Below are 25,252 nucleotides of genomic sequence, written 5' to 3'. Positions count from 1 at the left end.
AGTTGCGCGGGGTTTTTCGTTTTCCGGCCGGCTTACACCGGCAGGTCAATCAGCAGCGCGCGCAGCGGCGTCTCGGCGCGGATCGTCAGGCGATTTTCCTCACGCACGAAGGCGCCGTCGCCGCAGGTCAGGCGTTGTTCTTCGTGGCGCTCGCCGGTGGCGGCGATGGTGCCGTGAATCGACTGCAAATAGGCGCGCGGCCCGTTAATCGTCAGCGTTTGTTCTTCGCCCGGCTGCAGATCGAGATGGTGGATCCAAACCTGCTGGCGTAGCTGCAGGCTGCCCTGAGCGCCGTCCGGCGAGGCCAGCAGCAGGTTGCCCTCCGCCGGCAGCGTCAGGCGCTGCACCCGCTCGTTGTTGCGTTCCGGGCAGGCGTCCAGCCACAGCTGCAGGCGAGTCAGCGGCGTATCGCTGCTGACGTTCTGTTCGCTGTAGCTCAGGCTCGGCTGGGTGGCCAGCAGCAGCGCTTCACCGGCTTTGGCGCGCGCGGTGTTGCCGTCGCTGTCGCGGTATTCCGCCTCGCCCTGCAGGATCAGGTTCAGGATATCCACGCTGGGATAGGTGCGCGGCTGGAACGACGCGCCCGGCGCCAGCACCTCCTGATTCAGCACCCGCAGCGACGCGTAGCCCATCAGTTTGGGATCGAAGTAGTGACCAAAGGAAAAGGTGTAGCGAGCCTGCAGCCAACCAAAGTCAGCTTGCCCGCATTGTTGTGCTGTTCTGCATGTGATCATGGCAATCGGCTCTCTAAATTCATTATCCAAATGGTAAGCATCTGGACGTCGGATTGTTAGCCAGTTAATCTGGTCGGCATATTCAAATTTCCTGACAGAGGGATGTGATGGCCAGAGATCGGGCGCTCACGCTTGAGGCGCTGAGAGTGATGGACGCGATCGACCGGCGCGGCAGCTTCGCCGCGGCCGCCGACGAATTGGGCCGGGTGCCGTCGGCGCTCAGCTACACCATGCAAAAATTGGAAGAAGAATTGGACGTGGTGCTGTTCGACCGTTCGGGCCACCGCACCAAGTTCACCAACGTGGGGCGCATGTTGCTGGAGCGCGGGCGGGTGCTGCTGGAAGCGGCCGACAAGCTGACCACCGACGCCGAAGCGCTGGCGCGCGGTTGGGAAACCCACCTGACCATCGTCAGCGAAGCGCTGTCGCCGCCGAGCCTGCTGTTTCCGCTGGTGGACAAGCTGGCGCTGAAGGCCAACACCCAGGTGTCGATTTTCACCGAGGTGCTGGCGGGCGCCTGGGAACGGCTGGAGCAGGGGCGCGCCGACATCGTGATCGCGCCGGACATGCACTTCCGCGCGTCGTCGGAGATCAACACCCGCAAACTGTACAAGGTGATGAGCGTTTATGTCGCCGCGCCGGATCACCCGATCCACCAGGAGCCGGAGCCGTTGTCCGAGGTGACCCGCGTGAAGTACCGCGGCATCGCGGTGGCGGATACCGCCCGCGAGCGCCCGGTATTGACCGTACAGCTGCTGGATAAACAACAGCGCCTGACGGTGAGCACCATCGAAGACAAACGCTTGGCGCTGCTGGCCGGGCTGGGGGTGGCGACCATGCCGTACCCGATGGTGGAGAAAGATATCGAAGCCGGGCGGCTGCGCGTGGTGGGGCCGGAATACAGCCGCGAAGCCGATATCATCATGGCCTGGCGGCGCGACAGCATGGGGGAGGCGAAGGCCTGGTTCCTGCGTGAAATTCCGCGCCTGTTCGCACAGCGTTAACGCCGGTTGGATGACATCCCCTTGCCGGGCGGCAAGGGGATTTTTTTGCCTTAGCCGAAGCGCTGGTCGCGGCCGTGCGGCTCGTCCAGATCCTGCGCCGGCCCGATGGAAATGATGCCGTGCGGGTTGATGGTGGCGTGGCTGCGGTAGTAGTGGTTGCGAATGTGCGGCAGGCTGACCGTCTCGGCGATGCCCGGCATCTGGTAGATGTCGCGCAGGAAACCGTACAGGTTCAGGTAGTCGCTGATGCGGTGTTTGTCGCACTTGAAGTGGGTGACGTACACCGGATCGAAGCGCACCAGCGTGGTCCACAGGCGCAGGTCGGCTTCGGTCAGCCGATCGCCGGTCAGGTAGCGGTGCTGCCCAAGGATCTGCTCCAGGCGCTCCAGCGCGCTGAAGACCCCGCTGACCGCTTCGTCATACGCTTCCTGGCTGGTGGCGAAACCGGCCTTGTACACGCCGTTGTTCACTTGATCGTAAATCCAACCGTTCAGCTCATCGATTTTGCCGCGCAGCTCGGCCGGGTAGTAATCGCCCGCGCGGGCGCCCACGCCGTCAAACGCGCTGTTGAACATGCGGATGATGTCGGCGGATTCGTTGCTGACGATGGTTTGCCGCTGTTTATCCCACAGCACCGGCACGGTCACGCGCCCGCTGTAGTGCGGATCGGCCTGCAGGTAGATCTGATACAGGAAGTCGGCGTGATACAGCGGATCGCCGGTGGTTTCAGGAAAATCCTGGCCGAAGGTCCAGCCGTTTTCCAGCATCAGCGGGTGCACCACCGAGACCGGAATGATCTGCTCCAGCCCTTTCAGTTTGCGCATCAGCAGCGTGCGGTGCGCCCAGGGGCAGGCGAGAGAAACGTACAGGTGATAACGGCCCGCTTCGGCCTGGAAGCCGCCCGCGCCGTGTTCGCCCGGCTGACCGTCGGCGGTCACCCAATTGCGAAACTGAGCGGTTGAACGTTTGAAACGGCCGCCGGTAGATTTGGTGTCATACCAGATGTCTTGCCAAACGCCATCGACGAGTTGTCCCATGGGAATCTCCTTGGTGTCCGAGTGAAAAGCGACAGGGCCCGGCATGCCGGGCCCTGAATGACAGTTTAGATTACCATTTCTTGTTCAGAAGACGGTCGATGCTGAAGCCGCCCGGGCCTGCAACCGCCAACACGATGAAGCCGCCGGCGATGGTCAGGTTTTTCATGAACATCAGCTGGTTTACGCCTTCCGCAAAGTCAGTGTGGAACAGCAGCGCGGTCAGAATGGTGAAACCGGCAGTGAACAGCGCCACGGTGCGGGTCAGGAAGCCGAACAGGATCGCCAGACCGCCGCCAAATTCCAGCAGGATGGTCAGCGGCAGCAAGAAGCCAGGCACGCCCATCGATTGCATGTACTGTTGGGTACCGGCATAAGCGTCACCCATTTTGCCGTAGCCTGCCACGATAAACAGGATTGGCATCAGAATACGAGCAACCAACAAACCTGTATCTTCTAATTTTTTCATCATCTACTCCAACGTGTTTTTGTGTGCCTGTTCGGCGGTAGTCATATCAACGGGCGGCGTAGCGGGTCTCTTACCCTGTCCGCTCCGTCTCGAATTGATGGAGTGAATGTTAAGCGGGAAGTGCTCAGGTTGTTAGCAAGTAAAACTGTCGTAATTTTTCAAAAAATCTGAATCTTTAGCGTGCTAATAAACTGGCGCTTGTCAGCAGGTTGCCCGGCCCTCGGGATAAGCAGCGCTGTTTTAGGGGGAAAACGAGGGCGGAGCAACAGGATGTTTGAAGGAAAAGCGCGGCGCTTACTTGGCGGAGAAGGTCTTTTTAAACAGGCGGATAGCGCTCCATGCGCCGAAAGCGCGGCGCGACCAGCGGATCATCTTGCTGGGGTGGCGGATGCCGTACAGCGCCATGACGCTGGAACCGAGCACCAGATAGCGGCGCAGGCCAAACACCGTTTGCCAGCCGCGGTCAATGCGTTCGGTCTTTTCCAGCCACAGAGACTTGTGTTCGGCCAGATCCAGACGCTGTTGCTGGATCTGGCGAATCAGCCTCTCTTTTTTCCATTCCAGGTAGCGGCGGCGGCTCATGGCTCGCGCTCCAGTTCGGCCCGATCGAGTTCCAGCTGCTTGCGCGTGGCGCCGAGCAGCGTGGTGCGACGGGCCTTGACCAGCGTCCAGATGGTGCCGACCACGGCCAGGAACAGCAGCACGCCGGTCGTGGCGCCCAGCGCCACCAGCCGGTAGACCGGATCGATGGCCCAAAAGATCAGGATCAACAGGCTCATCAAACCGAAGGCGGTGAACAGCAGCGTCATACCGGCCATGATCAGCAGCTGAATGAGGTTGGCTTTCTCCTCTTCCAGCTCGACCACCGCCAGCCGGACACGGGTTTCCACCATGCCGACCAGGATCGTGATGATGCGCTGACCGATATCCAGGACCCCTTTAGCGGGGCCCTGCGCGCGCACTTGCGGTTGTTCAGCCATGATTAACGACGCGCGAGCAGCACGCCCAACACCACGCCGACCGCCGCGCCGATGCCGATGCCGGTCCACGGGTTGTCGCGCACATAATCGTCGGCCTGGCCGGCGATCTGCTTGGTTTGCGAAGCCAGCTTGTCACCGGCGTCGCTCAGGCGAGCGCGGGTCTCTTTCAGCGCGCCTTCCGCCTTCGAGCGCAGCTTCTCCAGCTCGGCTTTCGGCTTGTCGGTAGAGGAGTTCAGCACTTCCTCCAGCGTATCGGCTAAGGACTTCAGTTCAGCGCGTAAGTTTTCTGCATTTGAATCATGTGCCATGTGATTATTCCTTAACGTTTATTTCGACAGACTTTTAACATAGCGGATTTTTTCGCCGGAGCAAAGGGGTGATGGCCAGCAGATAACACCAGACATCAATTCCATATGCTTAAGAAATCCCGTGTGATGGGGCTCTCATCGATAAATCCGCTGGTGTAAAAAAATTATTCCGCCTGGGCGCGTTTCAGCTCAGCCTGCGCTTCCGCCAGCTTCTGCTGCTTCTTGGCGACCTTGTCCAGCTTGCCGGTTTGCTGCGCTTCTTTCAGCTCCTGCCGGCGCTCGTCGACCTTGCGCTGTTTCTCCGCGATATTTTTCTGGCGTTCGGCCTGCAGGCCGGCTTCGGTACAGTGAGTCTGCACTTCGCTCAGCGCTTTTTTCAGCCCGTCCACGCGGTGGGTGTTGCCGTGCTGGGTGGCATAGTCGATTTGCTGCTGGATGTCTTGCGCTTTGGCGGCGCAGCCGCCCTCAGCGGCCGAAGCGAGGGCCGGCAGCGTGCAGAGTGGCAACAGCAGTAACAGTGAATGGCGTAATTTCATCTTTCAGTTCCTTTTCATGGGATGCCTGAACAGGCATCCGCTTTCCTGACTGCCAAAGGCGGCAGCGCGAGAGGAGGGCGTTCATCGCCGGCTGAAGTTACCCTTCAGCATAGTCATGAAACCGGCGCGCCCCCAAAGAATCAGCCGTGACTCGGTGCTGACTGATTAATTCTTGAGCTAATCGGTGCGAATGAAAATGAAAATAATGCAATGAAAGGAAACCCCTTCATATGAAGGGGGATTATCCCAGATTGAGTGGGGAACGCGCAAATTCGCGTACCCAATGCGACGGCACGGGGGACTCGCTCAACGCGATGTGGTAACCGGGCGGCAGGATGGTTTGCAGCGCTTCGCGCGCCAGCAACTGCTGCTCCGGCGAATCCAGACGGATCACCAGGCCATCGCCTTCCGGCGTGATGCTTTTGATGCGGATGCCGCGCTCATCCAGGCGCTGGTAGACGTAAAAACCGTCGGGCAGCGACAGCCCTTGCTGGCTGGCGCGAATGCGCAGCTCGCTCTCGGTGCGCACCATGCAGGGCACCAACAGCGTCGCCAACGCCAGCAGGGCGAGCGCGATCATCAGGACGTATTGCCAGCGCGGGCGCTTTGCTGTCACGCCCCTTTCCCCGGGTTCTGGCCGCTGGCGCGTTTCTTGCGCCACAGCACGATCAACGAGCCGATCAACCCGACCACCAACAATACCAGCGGCAACATCATCAGGCAGAACATCAGCTGATCTTCATACTTGCGAAACACCGGGGTTTTGCCCAGCGCGAAGCCCAGCGTCGTCAGGATCAAGACCCACAGCAGGCCGCTCATCCAGTTGAAGAACTGGAAGCGCGCGTTGCTCAGGCCGGACAGGCCGGCGATGGTCGGCAGCAGGGTGCGCACGAAGGCCAGGAAGCGGCCGACCAGCAGGGCGGAAAGCCCGTGGCGGTGGAACAGGTTGTGAGCGCGTTGATGGTAGTGGGCCGGCAGGTGCGAAAGCCAGCCTTGCACCGTTCGCGTATTGCCGAGCCACCGGCCCTGTATGTAGCTGACCCAGCATCCCAGGCTGGCGGCGACGGTCAGGATGACGATGGTCAGCGGGAAGCCCATGGTGCCTTTGGCGATCAGCACGCCGACCAGGATCAGCAGGCTGTCACCCGGCAGGAAAGCGGCCGGCAGCAGGCCGTTTTCCAAAAACAGAATCATGAACAGCAGGATGTAGAGGGTCCACACCAACGAAGGGTTCGCCAGCGTCTCAAAATCCTGCTGCCACAGGGCATGTATCAGTTCTTTAATGATGTCCATCCGGTGTTCCTAAAACGTCATTGTTTATTTTTATCTCAGCGGCGGAACGGGCGTGGGCTGAAAGCGCGCGGCGATCCTGAATGCTGATAACGATGAAACGGCGTTGCTTTAAGGTTTTTAGCGGTGCGACACCGGTCATAGGTGATAAGTCAGCGTGCCACGGTACTGCATGTTACTTTCTTTCCAGCCGGCCTGCCGACTCTGTTGCCTGGAGGCGTCCAGCATCCAGTCGACCTGGGCAAGCCGGTTGGGAGCCGGAGTGTCCTGGCGGGGGAAGCGAATTCGGTAGCCCGGCTCTGCGGCCAAGGTATAGACCGGCGCCGGCAGGGAGGATGCGAGCAGCGAACCGGGGAAAGAGTGCGCTCTGGGCAGCAGCAGCGGCAACTTGCCGGGGGCTTTGCGGCGCGCTTCGGCCGGTGCCCGATACACATGATCATAGGGGGAAAGCGCCGGCTCCGCCAGCAGCGGCAGGCTGCTCAGCGCGCTGGGGGTTGGCTTGGGTGACGCCACGCATAGCTGTTGGCCGGAGACCGAACCGGTCCAGCAAAAAACAGCAATCAGCATGGCAAACAACCAGCGCATTTATTCGCGTCCCGCCCCCGCAGCAATGGGTAAAAAAGTGGGCTAACTCTACCAAAATAGCACGATTGGCAACAGGGAAATCTACGTTGCCGACGGTGAAATAGTACACGGCAAACGGCGGTTCCGGCATCGATTCAGCGGATTTTACATTACCTGACATAAGCCGACGGTTTTTGACCGCCGTGGCTATTTCGGTTCGTGGCTCACGCCATCCAGATGCACCACCGGATTCTCGGCGAACAGATAGCGGTCGGCATTGTATTCGAAATCGTCGCTGGTGGCGTTGAACAGCATCTGCTTGGTGTTTTCCAGGTGCTGCCACATCGCCAGTTTGGCGGCGTAAGGATCTTTGCGCATCAGCGCCTTGAGGATCTGATCGTGATCGTCGCACCAGCTGGCGATCGAACGTTCGTCGATATGCTCGTGCAGTTTCTTCCAGTAAGGGTTGTTGACCCGCTGCACCCACATTTTTTCCACGATGGTGGCCATGGCGGTGTTCTGGGTGGCCAGCGCCACCTGCACGTGGAACTTCAGATCCCACTGCGAGTCGCGAAAGCGATCCTCTTTGCGGGCGTGCTCCTGGATCTCCATCAGCTGCACGATATCTTGCTTGGTCACCTGGGTGGCGGCGAATTCGGCGATGTTGCTTTCGATCAGCTGGCGCGCCTGCAGCAGCTCAAACGGGCCGGCGGTGGCGAACTCGATGCTGTCGCCCGGCACCACCAGGTGTTTTTGCTGGTTGGACACCACGTGGATCCCGGATCCCTTGCGCACGTCCACATAGCCTTCCACTTCCAGCATGATGATCGCTTCGCGCACCACGGTGCGGCTGACATTCATCTCTTCGGCGATGTATCGCTCGGCCGGCAGCTTGTCGCCCACCGGGTAGCGGCCGCTTTCGATGCGTTGTTTAAGCTCGGCGGCCAGTTGCTGATACAGGCGTCTGGTTTCAGTGAATTCCATAGTGAATGCTCTATACGGTGCGGTGGGAAGGGGCGCGTGGCCATCGGATTTGTTATACCACTTATTCGGCACCGCTGCCAGAGGAGCAGAAGGCCCGGCGTGGCGGCCGGGCGGCGGGATCAGCTGCGCGCCGGAGACGGCTGCAGTGCGGCCGGCTGCGCTTCGGCGGCCGGGCGGTTTTGCAGCACCGTCCAGATGACGATGGCGCCGAGAATATCGAAGACCGACAGCGCGGCGAACAGCGGGCTGAAGCCGAGAGTGTCCGCCAGGGCGCCGACCACCAGCGCGAACAGCGTGCTGGCGGTCCAGGCTGCCATGCCGGTCAGGCCGTTGGCGGTCGCCACCTCATTGCGGCCGAACACGTCGGAAGAGAGGGTGATCAGCGCGCCGGACAGCGCCTGATGGGCGAAGCCGCCGACGCATAACAGCGCGATAGCCGCGTAAGGGCTGGTGAACAGGCCAATCATGCCGGGGCCGATCATCAACACCGCCCCCATCGTCACCACCAGCTTGCGCGAGACGATCAGATTGACCTTGAAATACTTCTGGAACAGCGGCGGCAGGTAGCCGCCGACGATGCAGCCGAGATCGGCGAACAGCATCGGCATCCAGGCGAACATGGCAATCTCTTTCAGGTTAAAACCGTAGGCCTTGAACATGAACAGCGGGATCCAGGCGTTGAAGGTGCCCCAGGCCGGCTCCGCCAGAAAGCGCGGCAGCGCGATGCCCCAGAACTGGCGGTTGCGCACGATCTGCCAGGCGGACATTTTTTTGGCGTTAGAGGTCTGGTGCTGCGCTTCCTGGCCTTCGAGGATGTAACGACGCTCTTCCTGGCTCAGTTTCTTCTGATCTTTCGGGTGCTTGTAGAACAGCAGCCAGCAGATGGCCCAGATCAGGCTCAGCACGCCGGTGATGATGAACGCCATCTCCCAGCTGTGCGCCACGATGGCCCACACCACCAGCGGCGGGGCGATCATGCCGCCGATCGACGAACCCACGTTGAAATAGCCGACGGCGATCGAACGCTCTTTGGCCGGAAACCACTCGCTGCTGGCCTTCAGCCCGGCGGGGATCATCGCCGCCTCGGCCATGCCGACCGCGCCGCGCGCCAGCGCCAGGCCGCCCCAGCTGTTGGCCAGCGCGGTGCCCATGCAGAACAGCGCCCACAGAATGGCGAACATGGCGTAGCCGACCTTGGTGCCCAGCACGTCCAGCACATAGCCCGCCACCGGCTGCATCACGGTGTAGCAGGCGGAGTAGGCAGCGACGATATAGGAATACTGCTGGGTGGTGATGTGCAGCGTATCTTCCAGCGTCGGCGCCGCCACGGCGATTGCGTTGCGGGTCAGGTAACCCAGCACGGTGCCGACGGTCACCAGCCCGATCATGTACCAGCGTAACCCTTTAATTTTACGCATCCGAAATGTCTCCCCGTTTGAAGGTATGGCCGACGATGCGGCTGGCGAGACAATAACCTGTCATACAGGTTTAAAAGTTGAGTGATATCACAAAAGGAATTATTCGCCTGAGCGATACTGTCGCCGATGAAATAGCGCATTTATGCCACACGCTTGTCGTAAAAATGAGCGAAAAAGGGATTAAAGGACAGCAAAATGACAGATGGCGGGAAAAATTTGCTGGACGCTCGCTAGAATTGGTGTGATAACTTTTGTGATTCGATCCCTGTGCCGCACGGCAAGTAAGGTAAGGAGCCCGAGATGGCGACGTTTTTGAGCGAAGATTTCCTGCTGGACAGCGAATTTGCCCGGCGTTTGTATCACGACTATGCGGCGCACCAGCCGATTTTCGATTACCACTGCCATTTGCCGCCGCAGCAGATTGCGGAGAATACCCGCTTCAGCAACCTGTACGATATCTGGCTGCGGGGGGATCACTACAAATGGCGGGCGATGCGCACCAACGGCGTGGCGGAGCGGCTGTGCACTGGCGATGCGGGCGATCGCGAGAAATTCGACGCCTGGGCCGCCACGGTGCCGCACACCATCGGCAATCCGCTCTATCACTGGACGCATCTGGAGCTGCGCCGGCCGTTCGGCATCACCGGAACGCTGCTGTCGCCGGCCACGGCGGATGAGATCTGGCAGCGCGGCAATGCGCTGCTGGCGCAGGATGAGTTTCGCGCGCGCGGCATCATGCGGCAGATGAACGTGAAAATGGTCGGCACCACCGACGATCCGATCGACGATCTGCGCCACCATCGGGCGATCGCCGACGATCATAGCTTCGATATCAAGGTGTTGCCGAGCTGGCGGCCGGACAAGGCCTTCGCCATCGATGCGCCTGGCTTCAACGACTATCTGCGGCAGCTGGAGGCGGCGGCGGACACCGCCATCGGCCGCTTCAGCGCGCTGTGCGACGCACTGTACAAGCGCATGGATCACTTCGCCGCCCACGGTTGCAAGGTGGCCGATCATGCGCTGGACGTGGTGGTGTTCGGCGAGGCTGACGAAGCGGCGCTGGATGCGATCCTGCTGCGCCGCCTGAACGGCGAGCTGCCGACCCTGGAACAGAGCGCCCAGTTCAAAAGCGCAGTGCTGCTGTTCCTGGCCGGCGAATACCGGCGCCGCGGCTGGGTGCAGCAGTACCATATCGGCGCGCTGCGCAATAACAACAGCCGCATGCTGGCCGCCGTCGGGCCGGATATCGGCTTCGACTCGATCAACGATCGGCCGCTGGCGGAGCCGCTGTCGCGGCTGCTGGATGCCCAGGCGCGGCAGGGCGGCCTGCCGAAAACCATTCTTTATTGCCTCAATCCGCGCGATAACGAAGTGATTGGCACCATGATCGGCAATTTCCAGGGGGAAGGCACGCCGGGCAAGATGCAGTTCGGCTCCGGCTGGTGGTTCAACGATCAGAAGGACGGCATGCAGCGCCAAATGACGCAGCTGGCGCAGCTCGGGCTGCTGAGCCGCTTCGTCGGCATGCTGACCGACAGTCGCAGTTTCCTGTCGTATACGCGCCATGAATACTTCCGTCGCATCCTTTGCCAGATGATCGGCCGCTGGGTGACGGACGGCGAAGCGCCGGCCGATATCGCGCTGCTGGGCGGAATGGTGAAAAATATCTGCTTCGACAACGCCAAAGACTATTTCGCCATTGACCTGGCGTAGCCGTTATCCGGGACCGGTTTATGCAAAGTACGATAAAGATTCACGAGCAGGATAACGTGGCGGTGGCGCTGCGCGACCTGGCCGCCGGAGAAACGGTTGAGCTGGCAGGCGTAGCCGTTCCGCTGGTACAGCCGGTGGCGCGCGGGCACAAGTTTGCGCTCGGCCCGATCGCAAAGGGCGAGGACATCATCAAATATGGCCAGCCGATCGGCCAAGCGCTCGCGGCCATCGGGCCTGGGGAACATATCCATTCGCAAAACGCCAAAACCAACCTGAGCGATCTGGACAGCTACCGTTACCAGCCGCAGTTCCCTACGTTGCCGCCGCAGGCGGCGGATCGCGAGGTGCAGCTGTACCGCCGGGCCGGCGGCGACGTGGGGATCCGCAACGAACTGTGGATCGTGCCGACCGTCGGCTGCGTCAACGGCATCGCCCGCCAGATCCAGCAGCGTTTTTTGCAGCAAACGCAGGCGGAGGGGATCGACGGCGTGCATCTGTTCAGCCATCCGTTCGGTTGCTCGCAGCTGGGACAGGATCATGCCAACACCCGCATCATGCTGCAAAACATGGCGCGCCATCCCAACGCCGGCGCGGTGCTGGTGATCGGGCTAGGGTGCGAGAACAATCAGGTGGAGGCCTTTCGCGCCACGCTGGGGATGGCGGACGAGCGGCGGCTGCGCTTTATGGTGTGCCAACAGCAGGACGACGAGGTGGAGGCCGGGCTGGCGCTGCTGCACGAGCTGTACCGGGAGATGCGCCACGATCGCCGTGAGCCGGGCCGCCTGAGCGAGCTGAAGTTCGGCCTGGAGTGCGGCGGTTCGGACGGATTGTCGGGCATCACCGCCAACCCGCTGCTGGGGCGTTTTTCCGACTATGTGATCGCCAATGGCGGCACCACGGTGCTGACCGAAGTGCCGGAGATGTTCGGCGCCGAGCGCATCCTGATGAGCCGCTGCCGCGATGGGGAGACTTTCGACAAAACCGTCGACATGATCAACGATTTCAAACGCTATTTCATCGCCCATCAACAGCCGATTTATGAGAACCCGTCGCCGGGCAACAAGGCCGGCGGCATTACCACGCTGGAGGAGAAATCGCTCGGCTGCACCCAAAAAGCGGGCCTTAGCCAGGTGGTGGACGTGCTGAAGTACGGTGAGCGGCTGCGCGTGCCGGGGTTGAATCTGCTCAGCGCGCCGGGCAACGATGCGGTGGCGACCAGCGCGCTGGCCGGCGCCGGCTGCCATATGGTGCTGTTCAGCACCGGGCGCGGCACGCCGTACGGTGGCTTTGTGCCGACAGTGAAGCTGGCGACCAACAGCGAGCTGGCGGCGAAGAAACCGCACTGGATCGATTTCGACGCCGGCGGCCTGATCCACGGCGTGGCGATGGAGACTTTGCTCGGCCGCTTCGTCGATCTGATCGTCGAGATCGCCAACGGCCGCCCGGCGCGTAATGAAGCCAACGATTTCCGTGAGCTGGCGATCTTTAAAAGCGGGGTGACGCTGTAAGGCTGACAAAAAAGGCGCTCGAAAGAGCGCCTTTTCGATGCCGACAGGTGGGATTAACGCACCTTCAGCGGGTCTTCGTTCGCCAGCCGTTGATCTTCCGCCTGGCAGGCCGCGGCGGTGAACAGCACGTCGGTGGAGGAGTTGAGGGCGGTTTCCGCCGAATCCTGCAGTACGCCGATGATAAAGCCGACCGCTACCACCTGCATCGCCACGTCGTTCGGAATGCCGAACATGTTGCAAGCCAGCGGGATCAGCAGCAGCGAGCCGCCGGCCACGCCGGAGGCGCCGCAGGCGCAGAGGGCGGCCACCACGCTCAGCAGCAGAGCGGTCGGAACGTCCACCGCGATGCCCAGCGTGTTTACCGCCGCCAGCGTCAGTACGGTGATGGTGATCGCCGCGCCGGCCATGTTGATGGTGGCGCCCAGCGGGATGGAAACCGAGTAGGTGTCCTCATTCAGGTTCAGCTTCTTGCACAGCTCCATGTTCACCGGGATGTTGGCGGCGGAGCTGCGGGTGAAGAAGGCGGTCACGCCGCTCTCGCGCAGGCAGGCGAACACCAGCGGATACGGATTGCGGCGGATCTTCCAGTAAACGATCAGCGGGTTGAGCACCAGCGCCACCAGCAGCATGCAGCCGATTAACACCATCAGCAATTGGGCGTAGCCCCACAGCGCGCCGAAACCGGTTTCCGCCAGCGTGGAGGCCACCAGGCCGAAGATGCCGAGCGGCGCACAGCGGATCACCGCGCGCACCACCAGCGTGACCGCATGGGACATGTCGTTGATCAGCCCCTTGGTGGTTTCGGAAGCGTGGCGCAGCGCCAGCCCCAGCCCGACGGCCCACGCCAGAATGCCGATGTAGTTGGCGTTAATCAGCGCATGGAACGGGTTGGCCACCACGCTCATCAACAGGCCCTTCATCACCTCCACGATGCCGCCTGGCGGGGTGATGTCGGTTGCGCCGGTGGTCAGCGCCAGCGTGGAAGGGAAGATAAAGCTGACGACGACCGCCACCAGCGCCGCAGCGAAGGTGCCCAGCAGATAGAGGAACAGGATGGGGCGAATGTTGGTTTTCTGCCCCTGTTTATGGTTGGCGATCGAGGCCATCACCAGTATCAGCACCAGCAGTGGCGCTACCGCTTTCAGCGCGCCGACGAACAGGGTGCCGAGCAGGCCGACGGCCGCCGCGGCTGCCGGCGAAACCAGCGCCACCAGAATGCCGGCCACCAGGCCGACCATGATTTGTTTGACCAGGCTACCCTGCATGATCCTTTGTAATAGTTTTTGCATAGTGCTTTCTTCCTGATGTTATCTGGCCGCCACGGCGGGAACGACGCCGGGTAGCTTTATATGATTCTGTAACTAAGTGTGTTTGCCGAATCAGTATTCAGCAATCGAATGATGTTGGAAAGAGGCGGGGATGAAATTCTGAGCGCGGATCAACACTTGATAACATACTGGTTACATTTGTGTGATCGCAATAACGTTTGGCGTTTTGGGGGAATTGCCAAACAATCGCGGGGCGACTAGCGCCCCGGATAACAGATTGTGGTTATTTCTTCGCCAGGCGATCGTTGCGGCGATTGACCCAGGCGTTGATCAGCAAGGTAAGCGTCAGGATGCCTGCCACCACGCCGAGCGACACGCCGATCGGGATGTGGAAGAAGTCGATAATCAGCATCTTGATGCCGATAAACACCAGGATCACCGACAGACCGTATTTCAGCATCGAGAAACGTTCCGCTACGTTGGCCAGCAGGAAGTACATGGCGCGCAGGCCCATGATGGCGAACAGGTTGGAGGTCAGGACGATGAACGGATCGGTGGTCACGGCGAAGATCGCCGGGATGCTGTCCACCGCGAAGATCACGTCGCTCAGTTCGACCAGGATCAGCACCAGCACCAGCGGGGTGGCGAACAGGATGCCGTTGCGGCGCACGAAAAAGCGCTCGCCTTCCAGGTTGTCGGTCATGCGCAAGTGGCTGCGCAGCCATTTCACTAGCGGCTTGTCGCCGATCGCCGAGTCATCTTCCTTCGCCAGCGCCATTTTGATACCGGTGAACAGCAGGAAGGCGCCGAACAGATACAGCAGCCACTGGAACTGGCTGACCAGCCAGCTACCGGCGAAGATCATGATGGTACGCAGCACGATCGCCCCCAGCACGCCGTAGATCAGCACTCGCCGCTGCAGGTTGGCCGGCACGGCGAAGTAGCTGAACAGCATCAGCCAGACGAACACGTTATCCACCGCCAGCGCTTTTTCGATCAGGTAGCCGGTGAGGAAGGCCAGCGCCTGGGTATCGGCGACGGCGCGCCCGGCGGTTTCATTCAGGTAGTACCAGAAACCGAAATTGAACAGCAGGGAGAGGCTGACCCACACCAGCGACCAGCTGGCGGCCTGCTTCATAGACATGGTGTGCGCGCCTTTACGGCCCTGCAACAGGAGATCGATTGCGAGCATCACGACTATGACGGCGGCGAAGCTGCCCCATAACCACGGTGTGCCAACGGAATTCATCATCAGAGGTATCCTTCAAAAACAAAAACGGCCAACGTCGGAAGACGCCAGCCGCTCTGTGAACGCTGCAAGCAAACCTCGCCTTCCGGCAAGGTCTCACTTACAACGTTGATGAAGGTGGTTACACCTTTGACATCAGGTTGCCCGGTAACCGGATGCTTGCGCATCGTAATGACGATTGACCGGCAATGAAGTTACTCCCCTTTGCAGAGCAGAAAGTAATGCAAAATGTGTCGGCGGTCAACGTGAATCGCGTTAGCCGGCCATCGCTTTTTGCGCGCCGAGGCTGACGACGAATCCCTGCAGCAGCAGGCGGCTGAACGGCGTGTCGCTAACCTGTTGTTGTTGCTGTTGATAGCGGGCTTGCTGCTCAGGATGCAGTTCGCCGAGCCACTGCAGATACTGGCTCATCACCGCGCCGTTGAATTCCGGGTGGAACTGGGTGGTCAGAGCGTGATCGCCATAGCGCAGGATCTGGTGCGCGTCCTGCTGCGAACGCGCCAGCGTCTGCGCGCCGGCGGGCGGCGTCAGCACGCTCTGCGAGTGGATAAGATTGGCCTTGAATCGCGGCGGCAGCAGGGTGAGCCGCCGATCGTCGGCCGCGGCGGGCAGCAGTTCGATCTCCAGCGTGCCGACCTCCATGCCCTGCGGGTGATAGCCCACTTCGCCGCCGAGCGCGTAGGCCAACAGTTGGTGGCCGTAGCAGACGCCGAACAGCGGCAGTTTGATCGCCATCGCCTGACGCAGCCATTCGGCGGCCGCCTCGCTCCACGGCAGCCGTTCGGTCACCATCGCCGGCGAGCCGGTGATGACCACGCCGCAATAGGCGGCCGGCGGCAACGGCCGGTCGCCGGCGGGCAGATGAACGATGTGCGCGCGTTCGGCGTCGATGTTGCCCTGTTGCAGGAACATGCCTTCAAAGTTGGCCAGTTCCTGACGAATGGCCTGCGGCGCGTCGCCGGTTTGCATCACGAGCAGCGGTTTCATCTCATTCTCCGTCGGCGGGGAAGACGACGCCGGTCTGGCGGCGGATGTCGGTCAGCAGGCGGGCGACGATCAGCGAATTCTCCAGCCCCGGATGTTCCACCTGACGCTGCTCAACCAGCTCGGCGAAGGCCAGCGCTTCATACAGCATGGTGTTGATGTGCTGAGTCTGGCTCAGGTCCTGCCGGTTGCCGCCGCGCGGCGTCAGCGCCACGCCCTGGCACTCGGAAATCTTGTCGATAATCAGCGTGCCTTCTTCCCCCTGGATCTCGCTGGGGAGTGCCGAGTCGCTGACCTTGGAATGGGAAAGCGTGACGTCGAAATCGCCGTAGTTCAGGCAGACGGTGCCGTGGGCGTCCACGCCGGTATCGAGCAGCGTGGCGCTGGCCAGCACCGACTGCGGCGCGCCGAACAGCGCTACCGCGCTGGCCAGGCAGTAGTAGCCGATGTCCATGATCGAGCCGTTGGAAAACTGCGGGTTAAAGGTGTTGGGATTCTCGCCGGCCAGGTAGCGCGGGTAGCGCGAAGAGTATTGGCAATAGTTGATAAAGGCTTTGCGCAGCCGGCCGACCTTCGGCAATGCCTGTTGCAGAGCCAGGAAATTCGGTAGATAGGCGCTTTTGAACGCCTCGAACAGCACCACCTGGTTTTCCCGCGCGCAGGCGACCAGCTGTTCCGCTTCGCGCTGGTTGGAGGCCAGCGGTTTTTCGCAGATCACGTGCTTTTTATGGCGCAGAAACAGCAGCGATTGTGGGCAGTGTAGGGAATTGGGGCTGGCGATATACACCGCGTCTATGGCGTCAGACTGCGCCATCGCCTCGAGCGAGTCGAAAAACTGCGTGACCTGATAGTTGGCGCCAAACGCCTGCGCCTGTTCCAGCGAGCGTGAATACACGGCGCTCAGCTTGAGTTTGCCGCTTTCATGGGCGGCATCGATAAAACGTTCCGTAATCCAGTTGGTGCCGACGACGGCAAAGCGAATCATGGCGAGCTCCGGTCCAGGCCTAAAACCGCAGATTATCACGCCCTCACTCGCTATGCATACAGCTCGCCGAACAGCGAAAGGTGCGTCAGATACAGCCGGGTATCGAACTCCAGCTGATGGTAATCCGGCTCCATATGGCAGCACAGGCTGTAGAACGCCTTGTTGTGATCTTTCTCTTTCAGGTGCGCCAGCTCATGCACCACGATCATGCGCAAAAAGGGTTCGGGCGCGACCTTGAACACCGTCGCCACGCGGATTTCCGCCTTGGCCTTCAGCTTGCCGCCCTGCACGCGCGAGATGGCGGTGTGCAGGCCAAGCGCGTGCTTCATGACGTGGATCTTGCTGTCGTAGGCCACCTTGCTCAGCGGCTGGGCGTTGCGCAGATACTGATTTTTCAGATCGACGGTAAACTGATACAGCGACTTGTCGGTGGTGCAGCCGTGCACCTGCGGGTAGCGCTGCAGCAGCACGTCTCCCAGCCGATTCTGATGGATCAGTTGCTGCACCTGGCTTTGCAGATGCGTTGGGTAGCCTTGCAGGTAGGCGAGTTCGGTGTCATGCATGAGTGATATTGCGCCCCAGTATTTCTTTGATTGGCCGCAGCCGCACACGCTGCGCATCGGACTGTCTGGCTTCCCAGCGATCGTGTGCCGCCTGCAGGTTTAGCCAAAAGTCAGCGGTCGTTTCGAACAGATCGGCAAACAGATTGGCCTCGGCAACGCTCATGCGTCGATGCCCGTTGCACAGGCGATTGACGGTGGCGCGGGTGACGCCCAAGACCTTTGCCAGTTCCTCCTGGCCGATGCCTAGCGGCGTTAAATATTCTTCCTGCAGCACTTCTCCCACCGTGGTGGGTTCGCGAGTCGTGGTTTCCAACATTGGTTCCCCCTCGTTCAGGTATCTTGGTGAGGATCGAGGTAAATTTTTTCAGCGGCATCATGCCGCCACTGGAACATCAGCCGCCAGTGCATATTGACGCGCAGGCTTGACCATCCCTGAAATGGCCCGGATAGCCGTTTGTAATAGTTACCCGTGGGGTGATGCAAATCACGCTCTTGCTGCGCGGCGGCCAACATATCGAGTTTTCTGGCCAACTGCCGCTCGAGCGCACCGGGGATCAGACGGCTGCGTCTGCCTCCCAGATAGAACTGCTCCAGGTAGCGATCGCGGAAAGATTTAATCATGCTTTCCCCCTTCCATAGGGACTGGCAGTGTAACATTTAAAGTTACACCCCGTCAGGTTAAAAAAACGTCGACATGGGTGCTCGGGAGGGAAAGGTTAATGTTGTTCAAGGAGAAAAGGGGCGCGGGTTTTCAGATACGCGGCGCAATACGCAATTTATCCGAAAAAACATTTTACTGACGGGCGTTTTTAGGGGATAAACAGCCCAAATTTTATCAGTCAGGAGGGGCAATGAGCCAACTCGATCTGGGAACACAGCAACTTGAGCTGGAGCGTTATCCCCAACAGGAAGAATCCACCCAACTGCAGGCGTGGGAAGCGGCGGACGAATATCTGCTGCAACAGCTTGAAAACGTAGATATCGGCGGCCGTCCGGTGCTGATTTTCAACGATAACTTCGGCACCCTGGCCTGTGCGCTGCACGCGCATCGCCCTTACAGCGTCAGCGACTCCTACATGAGCCAACTGGCGACGCGCCACAACCTCAAGCTCAACGGGCTGGATCCCGAGCAGGTTACGCTGCTGGACAGCCTGGCCGAGCTGCCGGCGGCGCCGGCGGTGGTGTTGATTCGCGTGCCGAAGGCGCTGGCGCTGCTGGAGCAGCAGCTGCGCGCGCTGCGCCACGTCGTGACCGAAGACACGCTGATCGTCGCCGGCGCCAAGGCGCGCGACGTGCACACCTCGACGATGCAGCTGTTTGAAAAGGTGCTGGGCCCGACGCGCACCAGCCTGGCGTGGAAGAAAGCGCGCCTGATCTTCTGCCAGGCGGCGGACATCGTCCCGCCGGCGGCGGCGGAAACCACCGACTGGCCGCTGGACGGCACCGATTGGCTTATCCATAACCACGCTAACGTCTTCTCGCGCGGCAGCCTGGATATCGGCGCGCGCCTGTTTATGGAGCATCTGCCGCGCGGCCTGAACGGCCATATCGTCGATCTGGGCTGCGGCAACGGCGTGATTGGCCTGACGGCGCTGGCGCAAAACCCGGAAGCGCAGGTGACCTTCGTCGATGAATCTTACATGGCGGTGGCCTCCAGCGAACTGAACGTGGAGCACAACCTGCCGCAAGAGCTGGATCGCTGCCAGTTTGAGGTGAACAACGCGCTGGCGGGCATCGAGCGCGAAAGCGTGCAGGCGGTGCTGTGTAACCCGCCGTTCCACCAGCAGCACGCCATTACCGATCACACCGCCTGGCAGATGTTCTGCGACGCCAAGCGCTGTCTGCAGGTGGGCGGCGAATTGCGCATCGTCGGCAACCGCCACCTCGACTATCACCAGAAGCTCAAGCGTCTGTTCGGCAACTGCACGCTGGTGGCCTCGAATAAGAAGTTCGTGATCTTGAGAGCGGTGAAATCCGGCGCGCGTCGCTGAGCGTGATGACCAAGGGGCGCTGTGCGCCCCTCATGCTGTTGACAAAGGGGGGAAAAAGCGTGGTTTTCCCCCCTTTGTGGTTATCAGCCGAAAATCAATAAATTGATTTTCCTTGTTTTCTATTCGCTGCTCTCTGCCACCCGGCATGGGGATGAGGTTTGTCATCAATGTCAGGGGCGCTGTGCGCCCCTTTTTTACAGCGCCATCGCCAGCCGCGTCCCCTGATCGATCGCGCGGCGGGCGTCCAGCTCGGCGGCCACGTCGGCGCCGCCGATCAGATGCACGGTTTTCCCCATCGCCAGCAGCGGCTGCTGCAGTTCGCGGCGCGGTTCCTGCCCGGCGCAGATGACCACCGTGTCCACCGGCAGGCAGCTGTCCTGCTCGGCGCGGGTGATGTGCAGCCCTTCGTCGTCGATCAGTCGATAGCTGACGCTATTGAGCATCTTCACGCCGCGCATTGCTAGGCTGGCGCGGTGGATCCAACCGGTGGTTTTCCCCAGGCCTTCGCCCACCTTGCTGGTTTTGCGCTGTAACAGGTAGATTTGCCGCGCGGCCTGTGGCGCCTGCGGCCCTTGCACCGCCAGCCCACCGCGCTGCTCAAGGCGGCCGTCGATGCCCCATTCGCGGTTGAATTCCGCCTGATCCAGGCTGCTGGACACGCCGTGCTGGCTGAGGTACTCGGCGGTGTCGAAACCGATGCCACCGGCGCCGACGATCGCCACCCGCTGGCCGACCGGTTTTTTATCGCGCAGCACGTCCAGATAGCTCAGCACCTTGGCGTGGCCGATGCCGGGGATGTCCGGGGTGCGCGGCACGATGCCGCAGGCGAGGATCACTTCGTCGAATTCGCTTAAATCCGCCGCCTCGACCTTGACGCCCAGCCTGACCGTCACTTCGCGCAGCGCCAGCTGGCGACGGAAGTAACGCAGGGTTTCATGGAATTCTTCCTTGCCGGGGATCTGCTTGGCGATGTTGAACTGGCCGCCGATCTGCTCGGCGGCGTCGAACAGCGTCACCTGATGGCCGCGGCTGGCGGCGGTGGTGGCAAAGGCCAGCCCGGCGGGGCCGGCGCCGATCACCGCCAGTTTTTTCGGTTTCTCCGCCATCGTCAGCGGCATTTCGGTTTCGCGGCAGGCGCGCGGGTTTACCAGGCAGGAAGTCAGCTTGCCTTCAAAAATCTGGTCGAGACAGGCCTGGTTGCAGCCGATGCAGGTATTGATCTCGTCGGCGCGCCCCTCGGCGGCTTTCTGCACAAAGGCGGCGTCGGCGAGGAACGGACGCGCCATCGACACCATGTCGGCGCAGCCTTCCGCCAGCACCTGCTCGGCCACCGCCGGATCGTTGATGCGGTTGGTGGTGATCAGCGGGATGCCGACCTTGCCCATCAGCTTGCGGGTCACCCAACTGAACCCGGCCCGCGGCACCATGGTGGCGATAGTCGGAATACGCGCTTCGTGCCAGCCGATGCCGGTATTGATGATCGTGGCGCCCGCCTGTTCAACCGCCAGCGCCAGCTGTTCGATCTCCTGCCAACTGGAGCCGTCTTCCACCAGATCGAGCATCGACAGCCGGTAGATCAGAATGAACTCCGCGCCCACCGCCTGGCGCACCGCCCTGACGGTCTCGACGGCGAAGCGCATGCGGTTGGTGAAGCTGCCGCCCCATTGGTCGTCGCGCTGATTGGTGCGCGTCGTCAAGAATTGGTTGATCAGATAGCCTTCGGATCCCATCACTTCCACGCCGTCGTAGCCGGCCTGCTGCGCCAGCGCCGCGCAGCGGGCGAAGTCGGCGATGGTCTGCTCGATCTCCGCTTCGCTGAGCGCGCTCGGCGTAAACGGGTTGATCGGCGCCTGCAGGGCGGAAGGGGCGACCAGCTTGGGTTGATAGCTGTAGCGGCCGGTGTGCAGGATCTGCAGCGCAATTTTGCCGCCCGCCCGGTGGACGGCTTCGGTCACCGGGCGGTGGTGAGGCAATTGCTCCTCGCTGTTGAGGATCGAACCGCCGCGAAAAACCACGCCCTGTTCGTTCGGGGCGATGCCGCCGGTGACGATCAGCGCCACGCCGGCGGCGGCGCGCTCGGCATAGAACGCGGCCAGGCGCTGCGGGCCGTCGGGCAGCTCTTCCAGGCCGGTATGCATCGATCCCATCAGCACCCGGTTTTTCAGGGTAGTGAAGCCGAGATCCAGCGGCGCCAGCAGGTGAGGGTAATTGCTCATTGCACTCTCCATCGGGTGAAATCGGGGCCCGTTGTTATAATTATGTGAACACAAGTGGTCGGATGAGATAAATCTAGCCGTTGTCGCGCCGCTTGGGAATCTGCGTTGCGCCGAATGTGATAGACGTCATGAATCTCAGACACTGTTTGCATAACGAACAAAAGATCGGTTAACCTTTGCGCGTTGCAAATACCTTCTCTCTGCGGAGCCATAACCGAAAATGAACAACCACACCTGTTGATATCTGGTCCCACGCCGTGCGCTCTCGCGTCCTGTGGGAATGTTTTGATCTCATTCAGGAGTGCTTATGGCTCATTTTGCGCAGTCCCCTTATTTCGTTTTACATCAACTGACCTGCCAATTTGCTGACGGCGAAACGCTGTTCGGCCCGCTGGATCTCGCTTTCGATCGGCAGCGCTGCGGCCTAGTGGGGCGCAACGGCGTCGGCAAAACCCAGCTGCTGCGCCTGATCGCTGGGCGGGATCGGCCGGGCAACGGGCACGTCGAATCCCATGCCGCATTGGCTTACGTTGCGCAGCAGCCGGAGATCGCGGCGAACACCACGCTGGCGCAGCTGCTGGGCTACGGCGAGGTCTTCGCCGCGCTGGCGCGCATCGAGCAGGGGCGGCCGTTGGCGGACGACATCGATCGTCTGGAAGGGCGCTGGGATCTCAACGATCGCCTGCAAAGCGCCTTTGCCGCCGCCGGGTTGCCGGCCTTCGAGCCGCTGCGAGCCGCAAGCTCACTGAGCGGCGGCGAACGGATGCGCGCGGCGCTGTGCGGCGCTTTTCTGGGGGAGGCGGATTATCTGCTGCTGGACGAACCGACCAACCACCTCGACAGCGCCGGGCGCGCCTGGCTGTATCAGCAGCTGGAGCGGTGGCAAGGCGGGCTGCTGATCGCCAGCCATGACCGGCAATTGCTGGGGCGTATGGAGCGCATCGTCGAACTGACGCCCGGCGCGCTGCGCAGCTACGGCGGCAACTACGACGACTACCGCCGCCAGCGCGACATGGAGCAGCAGGCGGCGCGCGCCGATTTGGAACATGCGCGCGAGGAACGCCGCCGTACCCGCGCCCGGCAACAGAAAGAGCACGACATGAGCCAGCGGCGCTCGGCGCAAACGCTGCGCGTCGTCGATACGCTGAATATCGCCTCTTTCGAACGGGTAGCCTACAAATCGGCGGCGAAGGAGAGCCTCGGCACGCTGCGCAAACAGCATCAGGACCAGCGCGACAGCCTCGATGCGGCGGTGCGCGAGGCTTATCAGCGGGTGGAAGAGGAACAGCCGGTGTTGCTGGCGCTGCCGGGCAGTGATGTGAGCGCGAACAAGCAGGTGCTGGTGCTCGAACAGCTGCAACTGCCGTTCGTCAGCGCGCCGCCGCTGGATCTGCGGATCGACGGCCCGATGCGCGTGGCGTTGACCGGCCCTAACGGCTGCGGCAAGTCCACCTTGCTGAAGACCGTTCTCGGCCAGCTGGCGCCGCTTGCCGGCCATTGTCATTGCCCGCTGTCGACGGCCTATCTCGATCAAACCCTGTCGCAGCTCGACCCGAGCCTGTCGGTGATGGAGCATCTCGGGCTGCAGGATTCGCCGCTGGTGGAAGGCGCGTTGCGCACCCGGCTGGCGCAGTTGCAGCTTGGCGCCGATCGCATCGCGCTGCCGCTGGGCGCGCTGAGCGGTGGCGAACGGCTGAAGGCGGCGCTGGCCTGCGCGCTGTGGCGGCGGCAACCGGCGCAGCTGCTGTTGCTGGACGAACCGACCAACCACCTGGATCTGGCGTCGTCGCTGGCGATCGAAACCGCCCTGGCGGATTTCCCCGGCGCGATGCTGGTGGTGTCGCACGACGAAGACTTCCTGCAGGCGCTGCGGCCGATGCACCGTCTGCACCGGCAGGCGGACGGTTGGCGGCTTCAGGCCTGGTAACGCGCGAAGGCGGCCCTAAGGAGCCGCCTTTTTCATTTCGGGCGCGTTGATGCACGCCAGCAACTGGGTGAAGGCGGCGGCCATCTGCTCTTCCGGTACGCAGGCAAACCCCATCAGCAGGCCGCGCCGGCGGTTGGGCTGCATGTAGTAGCGCGACAGCGGCCGCACCAGCACCCCGCGCGCGCCGGCGGCGGCGGCGATCGCCACGTCGTCGGCCTCGTCCGGCAGGTTGAGGATCAGATGCAGCCCGGCGTTGCTGTTGAACTCGCTGAGCGCCTGTTTGCCGAGGTGCTGTTCGATCAAGCCGGTCAGGAAAGCGCGCCGCCGGGCATACAGTAGCCGCATGCGGCGGATATGCGCGGTGTAATGCCCCGCCTGAATAAACTCCGCCAGCGCGCTCTGGATCAGCAGGTGCCCGCCGCGGTACAGCTCGGCGTGGGCGGTTTTCAGCGCCTGCACCAGCGGCGGCGGCAACACCACATAGCCGAGGCGCAGCGCCGGATAGAGCGTTTTGCTGAAGGTGCCGATGTAAATCACCGGCGCGTCGGCTTCCAGCCCTTGCAGCGCCGGGATCGGTTGGCCGGAAAAGCGGAATTCGCTGTCGTAGTCGTCCTCGACGATCCAGCCGCCGGCGTTGCGCGCCAGCGCCAGCAGCCGTTGGCGGCGCGCCAAGCTCATCACCGAGCCGAGCGGATACTGGTGCGACGGAGTGACGAAAATCAGGCGGGGCGGGGTGGTCGGCGGCTCCGGCGGCACCAGCCCGGCTTCGTCCACCGCCAGCGGGCAGATGTTCAGCGCATTGATGCGCAGGATATTGCGGATCCCCCAATAGCCCGGCTCTTCGATCCAGGCGTCATCCCCCGGATTACACAACATGCGCGTCACCAGATCGATCGCCTGATGAATGCCCTCGGTGATCAGGATCTGTTCCGGCGAGCAGCGCACCGAGCGCGCCACCCGTAAATACTCCACCAACGCATGCTGCAGCTCCGGGCTGCCGCCTTGATTGCTGTAGGTCAGCCGCTGCGGCGCCGGGCGGCGGCTGAGGCGCGCCTGGATCTTGCTGAACAGCTGATGGGGAAAGGCGTTGACGTCGGGCACGCCGGGAATGAACGCCCCCCACTGTTTGGGGCTGGCGCTGGCGTGGTGCAGCAGCGTGGCGCCGCGCTCGGACAGTTCGACGCGGCGCGGTTGCCCGCTGCCGTCGGCCGGCGCGCCGCCGGTGGAGAGGCAGCTGTCCGGCACCGTGTCGGCGACGAAGGTGCCGCTGCCGGCGCGCGCCGATACGTAGCCTTCCGCCAGCAGTTGTTCATAAACGGTTAATACGGTGTTGCGGGATAGGCTGAGCTCCTGCGCCAGATCGCGCGAAGCGGGCAAGCGGCTGGAGGGCGGCAGGCTGCCGTCGAGAATGCTGGTGCGGATCGCGTTGTAAAGCCGCTTGTGCAGCTTGTCATCGGGTTGCTCGCCGAGGCGCTGCAGCAACAGATCACCACTCAATGAGCGCAATTGGATCCCTCAATTATTCGT

27 protein-coding genes are annotated in these 25,252 nt (G+C 61.8%); 6 read left to right on the top strand and 21 right to left on the bottom strand.

What is annotated here, in order from left to right; translation table 11 throughout:
• Nucleotides 1-32: 32 nt before the first annotated feature.
• On the bottom strand, nt 33-734 hold the full coding sequence (locus ACK3CV_RS22010) for a pirin family protein (protein WP_086580599.1): 702 nt from the start codon (nt 732-734) through the stop codon (nt 33-35).
• 107 nt (nt 735-841) lie between these two features.
• Here ACK3CV_RS22010 and ACK3CV_RS22005 point away from each other — a divergent pair, with 107 nt between their 5' ends.
• Entirely contained in the window at nt 842-1,738 is an 897-nt protein-coding gene (locus tag ACK3CV_RS22005) for a LysR family transcriptional regulator (RefSeq protein WP_004937113.1), read from the top strand.
• 50 nt (nt 1,739-1,788) lie between these two features.
• Here ACK3CV_RS22005 and ACK3CV_RS22000 read toward each other — a convergent pair whose 3' ends face one another.
• The 11 genes from ACK3CV_RS22000 to ACK3CV_RS21950 form a co-directional block, all read right to left on the bottom strand.
• Complete coding sequence (locus ACK3CV_RS22000; protein WP_033636110.1) at nt 1,789-2,775, bottom strand: glutathione S-transferase family protein; 987 nt, start codon at nt 2,773-2,775, stop codon at nt 1,789-1,791.
• 70 nt (nt 2,776-2,845) lie between these two features.
• Entirely contained in the window at nt 2,846-3,241 is a 396-nt protein-coding gene (locus ACK3CV_RS21995; RefSeq protein WP_004937119.1) for a DoxX family protein, read from the bottom strand.
• Between the two features lie 294 nt (nt 3,242-3,535).
• Nucleotides 3,536-3,823: a YqjK-like family protein gene (locus ACK3CV_RS21990; protein WP_004937121.1), complete on the bottom strand. Its 288-nt coding sequence runs from the start codon at nt 3,821-3,823 to the stop codon at nt 3,536-3,538.
• Nucleotides 3,820-4,221, bottom strand: coding sequence for a phage holin family protein (locus tag ACK3CV_RS21985; RefSeq protein ID WP_015379160.1), 402 nt, complete (start codon nt 4,219-4,221; stop codon nt 3,820-3,822). The genes ACK3CV_RS21990 and ACK3CV_RS21985 overlap by 4 nt, the downstream gene beginning before the upstream one ends.
• Before the next feature lie 2 nt (nt 4,222-4,223).
• Complete coding sequence (locus tag ACK3CV_RS21980) at nt 4,224-4,529, bottom strand: ElaB/YgaM/YqjD family protein (protein WP_004937125.1); 306 nt, start codon at nt 4,527-4,529, stop codon at nt 4,224-4,226.
• A 164-nt stretch (nt 4,530-4,693) separates the two neighbouring features.
• Nucleotides 4,694-5,065, bottom strand: coding sequence for a DUF1090 domain-containing protein (locus tag ACK3CV_RS21975; RefSeq protein ID WP_033636105.1), 372 nt, complete (start codon nt 5,063-5,065; stop codon nt 4,694-4,696).
• Between the two features lie 241 nt (nt 5,066-5,306).
• Complete coding sequence (mzrA, locus tag ACK3CV_RS21970) at nt 5,307-5,681, bottom strand: EnvZ/OmpR regulon moderator MzrA (protein ID WP_004937130.1); 375 nt, start codon at nt 5,679-5,681, stop codon at nt 5,307-5,309.
• Nucleotides 5,678-6,358, bottom strand: coding sequence for a DedA family protein (locus ACK3CV_RS21965; RefSeq protein ID WP_033636104.1), 681 nt, complete (start codon nt 6,356-6,358; stop codon nt 5,678-5,680). Before ACK3CV_RS21965 ends, mzrA begins: the two co-directional genes overlap by 4 nt.
• 135 nt (nt 6,359-6,493) lie before the next feature.
• Entirely contained in the window at nt 6,494-6,940 is a 447-nt protein-coding gene (locus ACK3CV_RS21960) for a hypothetical protein (protein WP_033636103.1), read from the bottom strand.
• Nucleotides 6,941-7,126: 186 nt separating this feature from the next.
• Nucleotides 7,127-7,903: a transcriptional regulator ExuR gene (gene exuR, locus ACK3CV_RS21955; RefSeq protein ID WP_033636102.1), complete on the bottom strand. Its 777-nt coding sequence runs from the start codon at nt 7,901-7,903 to the stop codon at nt 7,127-7,129.
• A gap of 119 nt (nt 7,904-8,022) precedes the next feature.
• Nucleotides 8,023-9,321, bottom strand: a complete 1,299-nt coding sequence (locus ACK3CV_RS21950) for an MFS transporter (RefSeq protein ID WP_033636101.1) — start codon at nt 9,319-9,321, stop codon at nt 8,023-8,025.
• Nucleotides 9,322-9,398: 77 nt separating this feature from the next.
• Here ACK3CV_RS21950 and ACK3CV_RS21945 point away from each other — a divergent pair, with 77 nt between their 5' ends.
• From ACK3CV_RS21945 to ACK3CV_RS21935, 3 genes are read left to right on the top strand one after another with little or no spacing between them, the layout of a single operon-like run.
• Nucleotides 9,399-9,566, top strand: a complete 168-nt coding sequence (locus tag ACK3CV_RS21945; protein ID WP_164141336.1) for a hypothetical protein — start codon at nt 9,399-9,401, stop codon at nt 9,564-9,566.
• A gap of 55 nt (nt 9,567-9,621) precedes the next feature.
• Complete coding sequence (gene uxaC, locus ACK3CV_RS21940; RefSeq protein WP_164141338.1) at nt 9,622-11,034, top strand: glucuronate isomerase; 1,413 nt, start codon at nt 9,622-9,624, stop codon at nt 11,032-11,034.
• A 20-nt stretch (nt 11,035-11,054) separates the two neighbouring features.
• A complete protein-coding gene (locus ACK3CV_RS21935) occupies nt 11,055-12,542 on the top strand; it encodes a UxaA family hydrolase (RefSeq protein WP_164141339.1) in 1,488 nt (495 codons plus the stop codon).
• Nucleotides 12,543-12,595: 53 nt separating this feature from the next.
• Here ACK3CV_RS21935 and sstT read toward each other — a convergent pair whose 3' ends face one another.
• From sstT to ACK3CV_RS21900, 7 genes are all read right to left on the bottom strand, one after another.
• Entirely contained in the window at nt 12,596-13,831 is a 1,236-nt protein-coding gene (sstT, locus tag ACK3CV_RS21930; protein WP_164141341.1) for a serine/threonine transporter SstT, read from the bottom strand.
• 262 nt (nt 13,832-14,093) lie between these two features.
• Nucleotides 14,094-15,062: a TerC family protein gene (locus ACK3CV_RS21925; RefSeq protein ID WP_033636097.1), complete on the bottom strand. Its 969-nt coding sequence runs from the start codon at nt 15,060-15,062 to the stop codon at nt 14,094-14,096.
• Between the two features lie 252 nt (nt 15,063-15,314).
• On the bottom strand, nt 15,315-16,046 hold the full coding sequence (locus ACK3CV_RS21920; protein ID WP_033654793.1) for a glutamine amidotransferase: 732 nt from the start codon (nt 16,044-16,046) through the stop codon (nt 15,315-15,317).
• A 1-nt stretch (nt 16,047) separates the two neighbouring features.
• Nucleotides 16,048-17,028 carry a Gfo/Idh/MocA family protein gene (locus ACK3CV_RS21915; protein WP_033636095.1) on the bottom strand — a complete coding sequence of 327 codons (981 nt, stop codon included), beginning with the start codon at nt 17,026-17,028 and terminating at the stop codon, nt 16,048-16,050.
• A 50-nt stretch (nt 17,029-17,078) separates the two neighbouring features.
• Entirely contained in the window at nt 17,079-17,591 is a 513-nt protein-coding gene (locus tag ACK3CV_RS21910; protein WP_033636094.1) for a M48 metallopeptidase family protein, read from the bottom strand.
• The gene (locus ACK3CV_RS21905) at nt 17,584-17,907 is read right to left on the bottom strand and encodes a HigA family addiction module antitoxin (RefSeq protein ID WP_033636093.1); all 324 of its coding nucleotides are present in this window, start codon (nt 17,905-17,907) and stop codon (nt 17,584-17,586) included. Before ACK3CV_RS21905 ends, ACK3CV_RS21910 begins: the two co-directional genes overlap by 8 nt.
• A 14-nt stretch (nt 17,908-17,921) precedes the next feature.
• Nucleotides 17,922-18,212, bottom strand: a complete 291-nt coding sequence (locus ACK3CV_RS21900) for a type II toxin-antitoxin system RelE/ParE family toxin (RefSeq protein ID WP_033636092.1) — start codon at nt 18,210-18,212, stop codon at nt 17,922-17,924.
• Between the two features lie 230 nt (nt 18,213-18,442).
• Between ACK3CV_RS21900 and rlmG the strand changes: the two genes are divergently transcribed.
• Nucleotides 18,443-19,582, top strand: coding sequence for a 23S rRNA (guanine(1835)-N(2))-methyltransferase RlmG (gene rlmG, locus ACK3CV_RS21895; protein WP_033636091.1), 1,140 nt, complete (start codon nt 18,443-18,445; stop codon nt 19,580-19,582).
• A gap of 194 nt (nt 19,583-19,776) precedes the next feature.
• On the opposite strand, the gene ACK3CV_RS21890 is transcribed toward rlmG, so the two are convergent.
• Nucleotides 19,777-21,798 carry an oxidoreductase gene (locus ACK3CV_RS21890; RefSeq protein ID WP_164141343.1) on the bottom strand — a complete coding sequence of 674 codons (2,022 nt, stop codon included), beginning with the start codon at nt 21,796-21,798 and terminating at the stop codon, nt 19,777-19,779.
• A gap of 307 nt (nt 21,799-22,105) precedes the next feature.
• Between ACK3CV_RS21890 and ACK3CV_RS21885 the strand changes: the two genes are divergently transcribed.
• Entirely contained in the window at nt 22,106-23,725 is a 1,620-nt protein-coding gene (locus tag ACK3CV_RS21885; protein WP_164141345.1) for an ABC-F family ATP-binding cassette domain-containing protein, read from the top strand.
• A gap of 15 nt (nt 23,726-23,740) precedes the next feature.
• On the opposite strand, the gene pdxR is transcribed toward ACK3CV_RS21885, so the two are convergent.
• The gene (gene pdxR / locus ACK3CV_RS21880) at nt 23,741-25,231 is read right to left on the bottom strand and encodes a MocR-like pyridoxine biosynthesis transcription factor PdxR (RefSeq protein ID WP_164141347.1); all 1,491 of its coding nucleotides are present in this window, start codon (nt 25,229-25,231) and stop codon (nt 23,741-23,743) included.
• Between the last annotated feature and the right edge of the window lie 21 nt (nt 25,232-25,252).

The sequence above is a fragment of the Serratia sp. TSO36 genome (genome assembly GCF_057808395.1).
This window is presented reverse-complemented; position numbering and strand designations above follow the sequence as displayed.

Excerpts from the sequence above, each read along its gene's own strand:
- ACK3CV_RS22010 (WP_086580599.1), bottom strand. The coding sequence starts at position 734 with ATGATCACATGCAGAACAGCACAACAATGCGGGCAAGCTGACTTTGGT.
- ACK3CV_RS22005 (WP_004937113.1), top strand. The coding sequence starts at position 842 with ATGGCCAGAGATCGGGCGCTCACGCTTGAGGCGCTGAGAGTGATGGAC.
- ACK3CV_RS22000 (WP_033636110.1), bottom strand. The coding sequence starts at position 2,775 with ATGGGACAACTCGTCGATGGCGTTTGGCAAGACATCTGGTATGACACC.
- ACK3CV_RS21995 (WP_004937119.1), bottom strand. The coding sequence starts at position 3,241 with ATGAAAAAATTAGAAGATACAGGTTTGTTGGTTGCTCGTATTCTGATG.
- ACK3CV_RS21990 (WP_004937121.1), bottom strand. The coding sequence starts at position 3,823 with ATGAGCCGCCGCCGCTACCTGGAATGGAAAAAAGAGAGGCTGATTCGC.
- ACK3CV_RS21985 (WP_015379160.1), bottom strand. The coding sequence starts at position 4,221 with ATGGCTGAACAACCGCAAGTGCGCGCGCAGGGCCCCGCTAAAGGGGTC.
- ACK3CV_RS21980 (WP_004937125.1), bottom strand. The coding sequence starts at position 4,529 with ATGGCACATGATTCAAATGCAGAAAACTTACGCGCTGAACTGAAGTCC.
- ACK3CV_RS21975 (WP_033636105.1), bottom strand. The coding sequence starts at position 5,065 with ATGAAATTACGCCATTCACTGTTACTGCTGTTGCCACTCTGCACGCTG.
- ACK3CV_RS21965 (WP_033636104.1), bottom strand. The coding sequence starts at position 6,358 with ATGGACATCATTAAAGAACTGATACATGCCCTGTGGCAGCAGGATTTT.
- ACK3CV_RS21960 (WP_033636103.1), bottom strand. The coding sequence starts at position 6,940 with ATGCGCTGGTTGTTTGCCATGCTGATTGCTGTTTTTTGCTGGACCGGT.
- exuR (WP_033636102.1), bottom strand. The coding sequence starts at position 7,903 with ATGGAATTCACTGAAACCAGACGCCTGTATCAGCAACTGGCCGCCGAG.
- ACK3CV_RS21950 (WP_033636101.1), bottom strand. The coding sequence starts at position 9,321 with ATGCGTAAAATTAAAGGGTTACGCTGGTACATGATCGGGCTGGTGACC.
- uxaC (WP_164141338.1), top strand. The coding sequence starts at position 9,622 with ATGGCGACGTTTTTGAGCGAAGATTTCCTGCTGGACAGCGAATTTGCC.
- ACK3CV_RS21935 (WP_164141339.1), top strand. The coding sequence starts at position 11,055 with ATGCAAAGTACGATAAAGATTCACGAGCAGGATAACGTGGCGGTGGCG.
- sstT (WP_164141341.1), bottom strand. The coding sequence starts at position 13,831 with ATGCAAAAACTATTACAAAGGATCATGCAGGGTAGCCTGGTCAAACAA.
- ACK3CV_RS21925 (WP_033636097.1), bottom strand. The coding sequence starts at position 15,062 with ATGATGAATTCCGTTGGCACACCGTGGTTATGGGGCAGCTTCGCCGCC.
- ACK3CV_RS21920 (WP_033654793.1), bottom strand. The coding sequence starts at position 16,046 with ATGAAACCGCTGCTCGTGATGCAAACCGGCGACGCGCCGCAGGCCATT.
- ACK3CV_RS21915 (WP_033636095.1), bottom strand. The coding sequence starts at position 17,028 with ATGATTCGCTTTGCCGTCGTCGGCACCAACTGGATTACGGAACGTTTT.
- ACK3CV_RS21910 (WP_033636094.1), bottom strand. The coding sequence starts at position 17,591 with ATGCATGACACCGAACTCGCCTACCTGCAAGGCTACCCAACGCATCTG.
- ACK3CV_RS21905 (WP_033636093.1), bottom strand. The coding sequence starts at position 17,907 with ATGTTGGAAACCACGACTCGCGAACCCACCACGGTGGGAGAAGTGCTG.
- ACK3CV_RS21900 (WP_033636092.1), bottom strand. The coding sequence starts at position 18,212 with ATGATTAAATCTTTCCGCGATCGCTACCTGGAGCAGTTCTATCTGGGA.
- rlmG (WP_033636091.1), top strand. The coding sequence starts at position 18,443 with ATGAGCCAACTCGATCTGGGAACACAGCAACTTGAGCTGGAGCGTTAT.
- ACK3CV_RS21890 (WP_164141343.1), bottom strand. The coding sequence starts at position 21,798 with ATGAGCAATTACCCTCACCTGCTGGCGCCGCTGGATCTCGGCTTCACT.
- ACK3CV_RS21885 (WP_164141345.1), top strand. The coding sequence starts at position 22,106 with ATGGCTCATTTTGCGCAGTCCCCTTATTTCGTTTTACATCAACTGACC.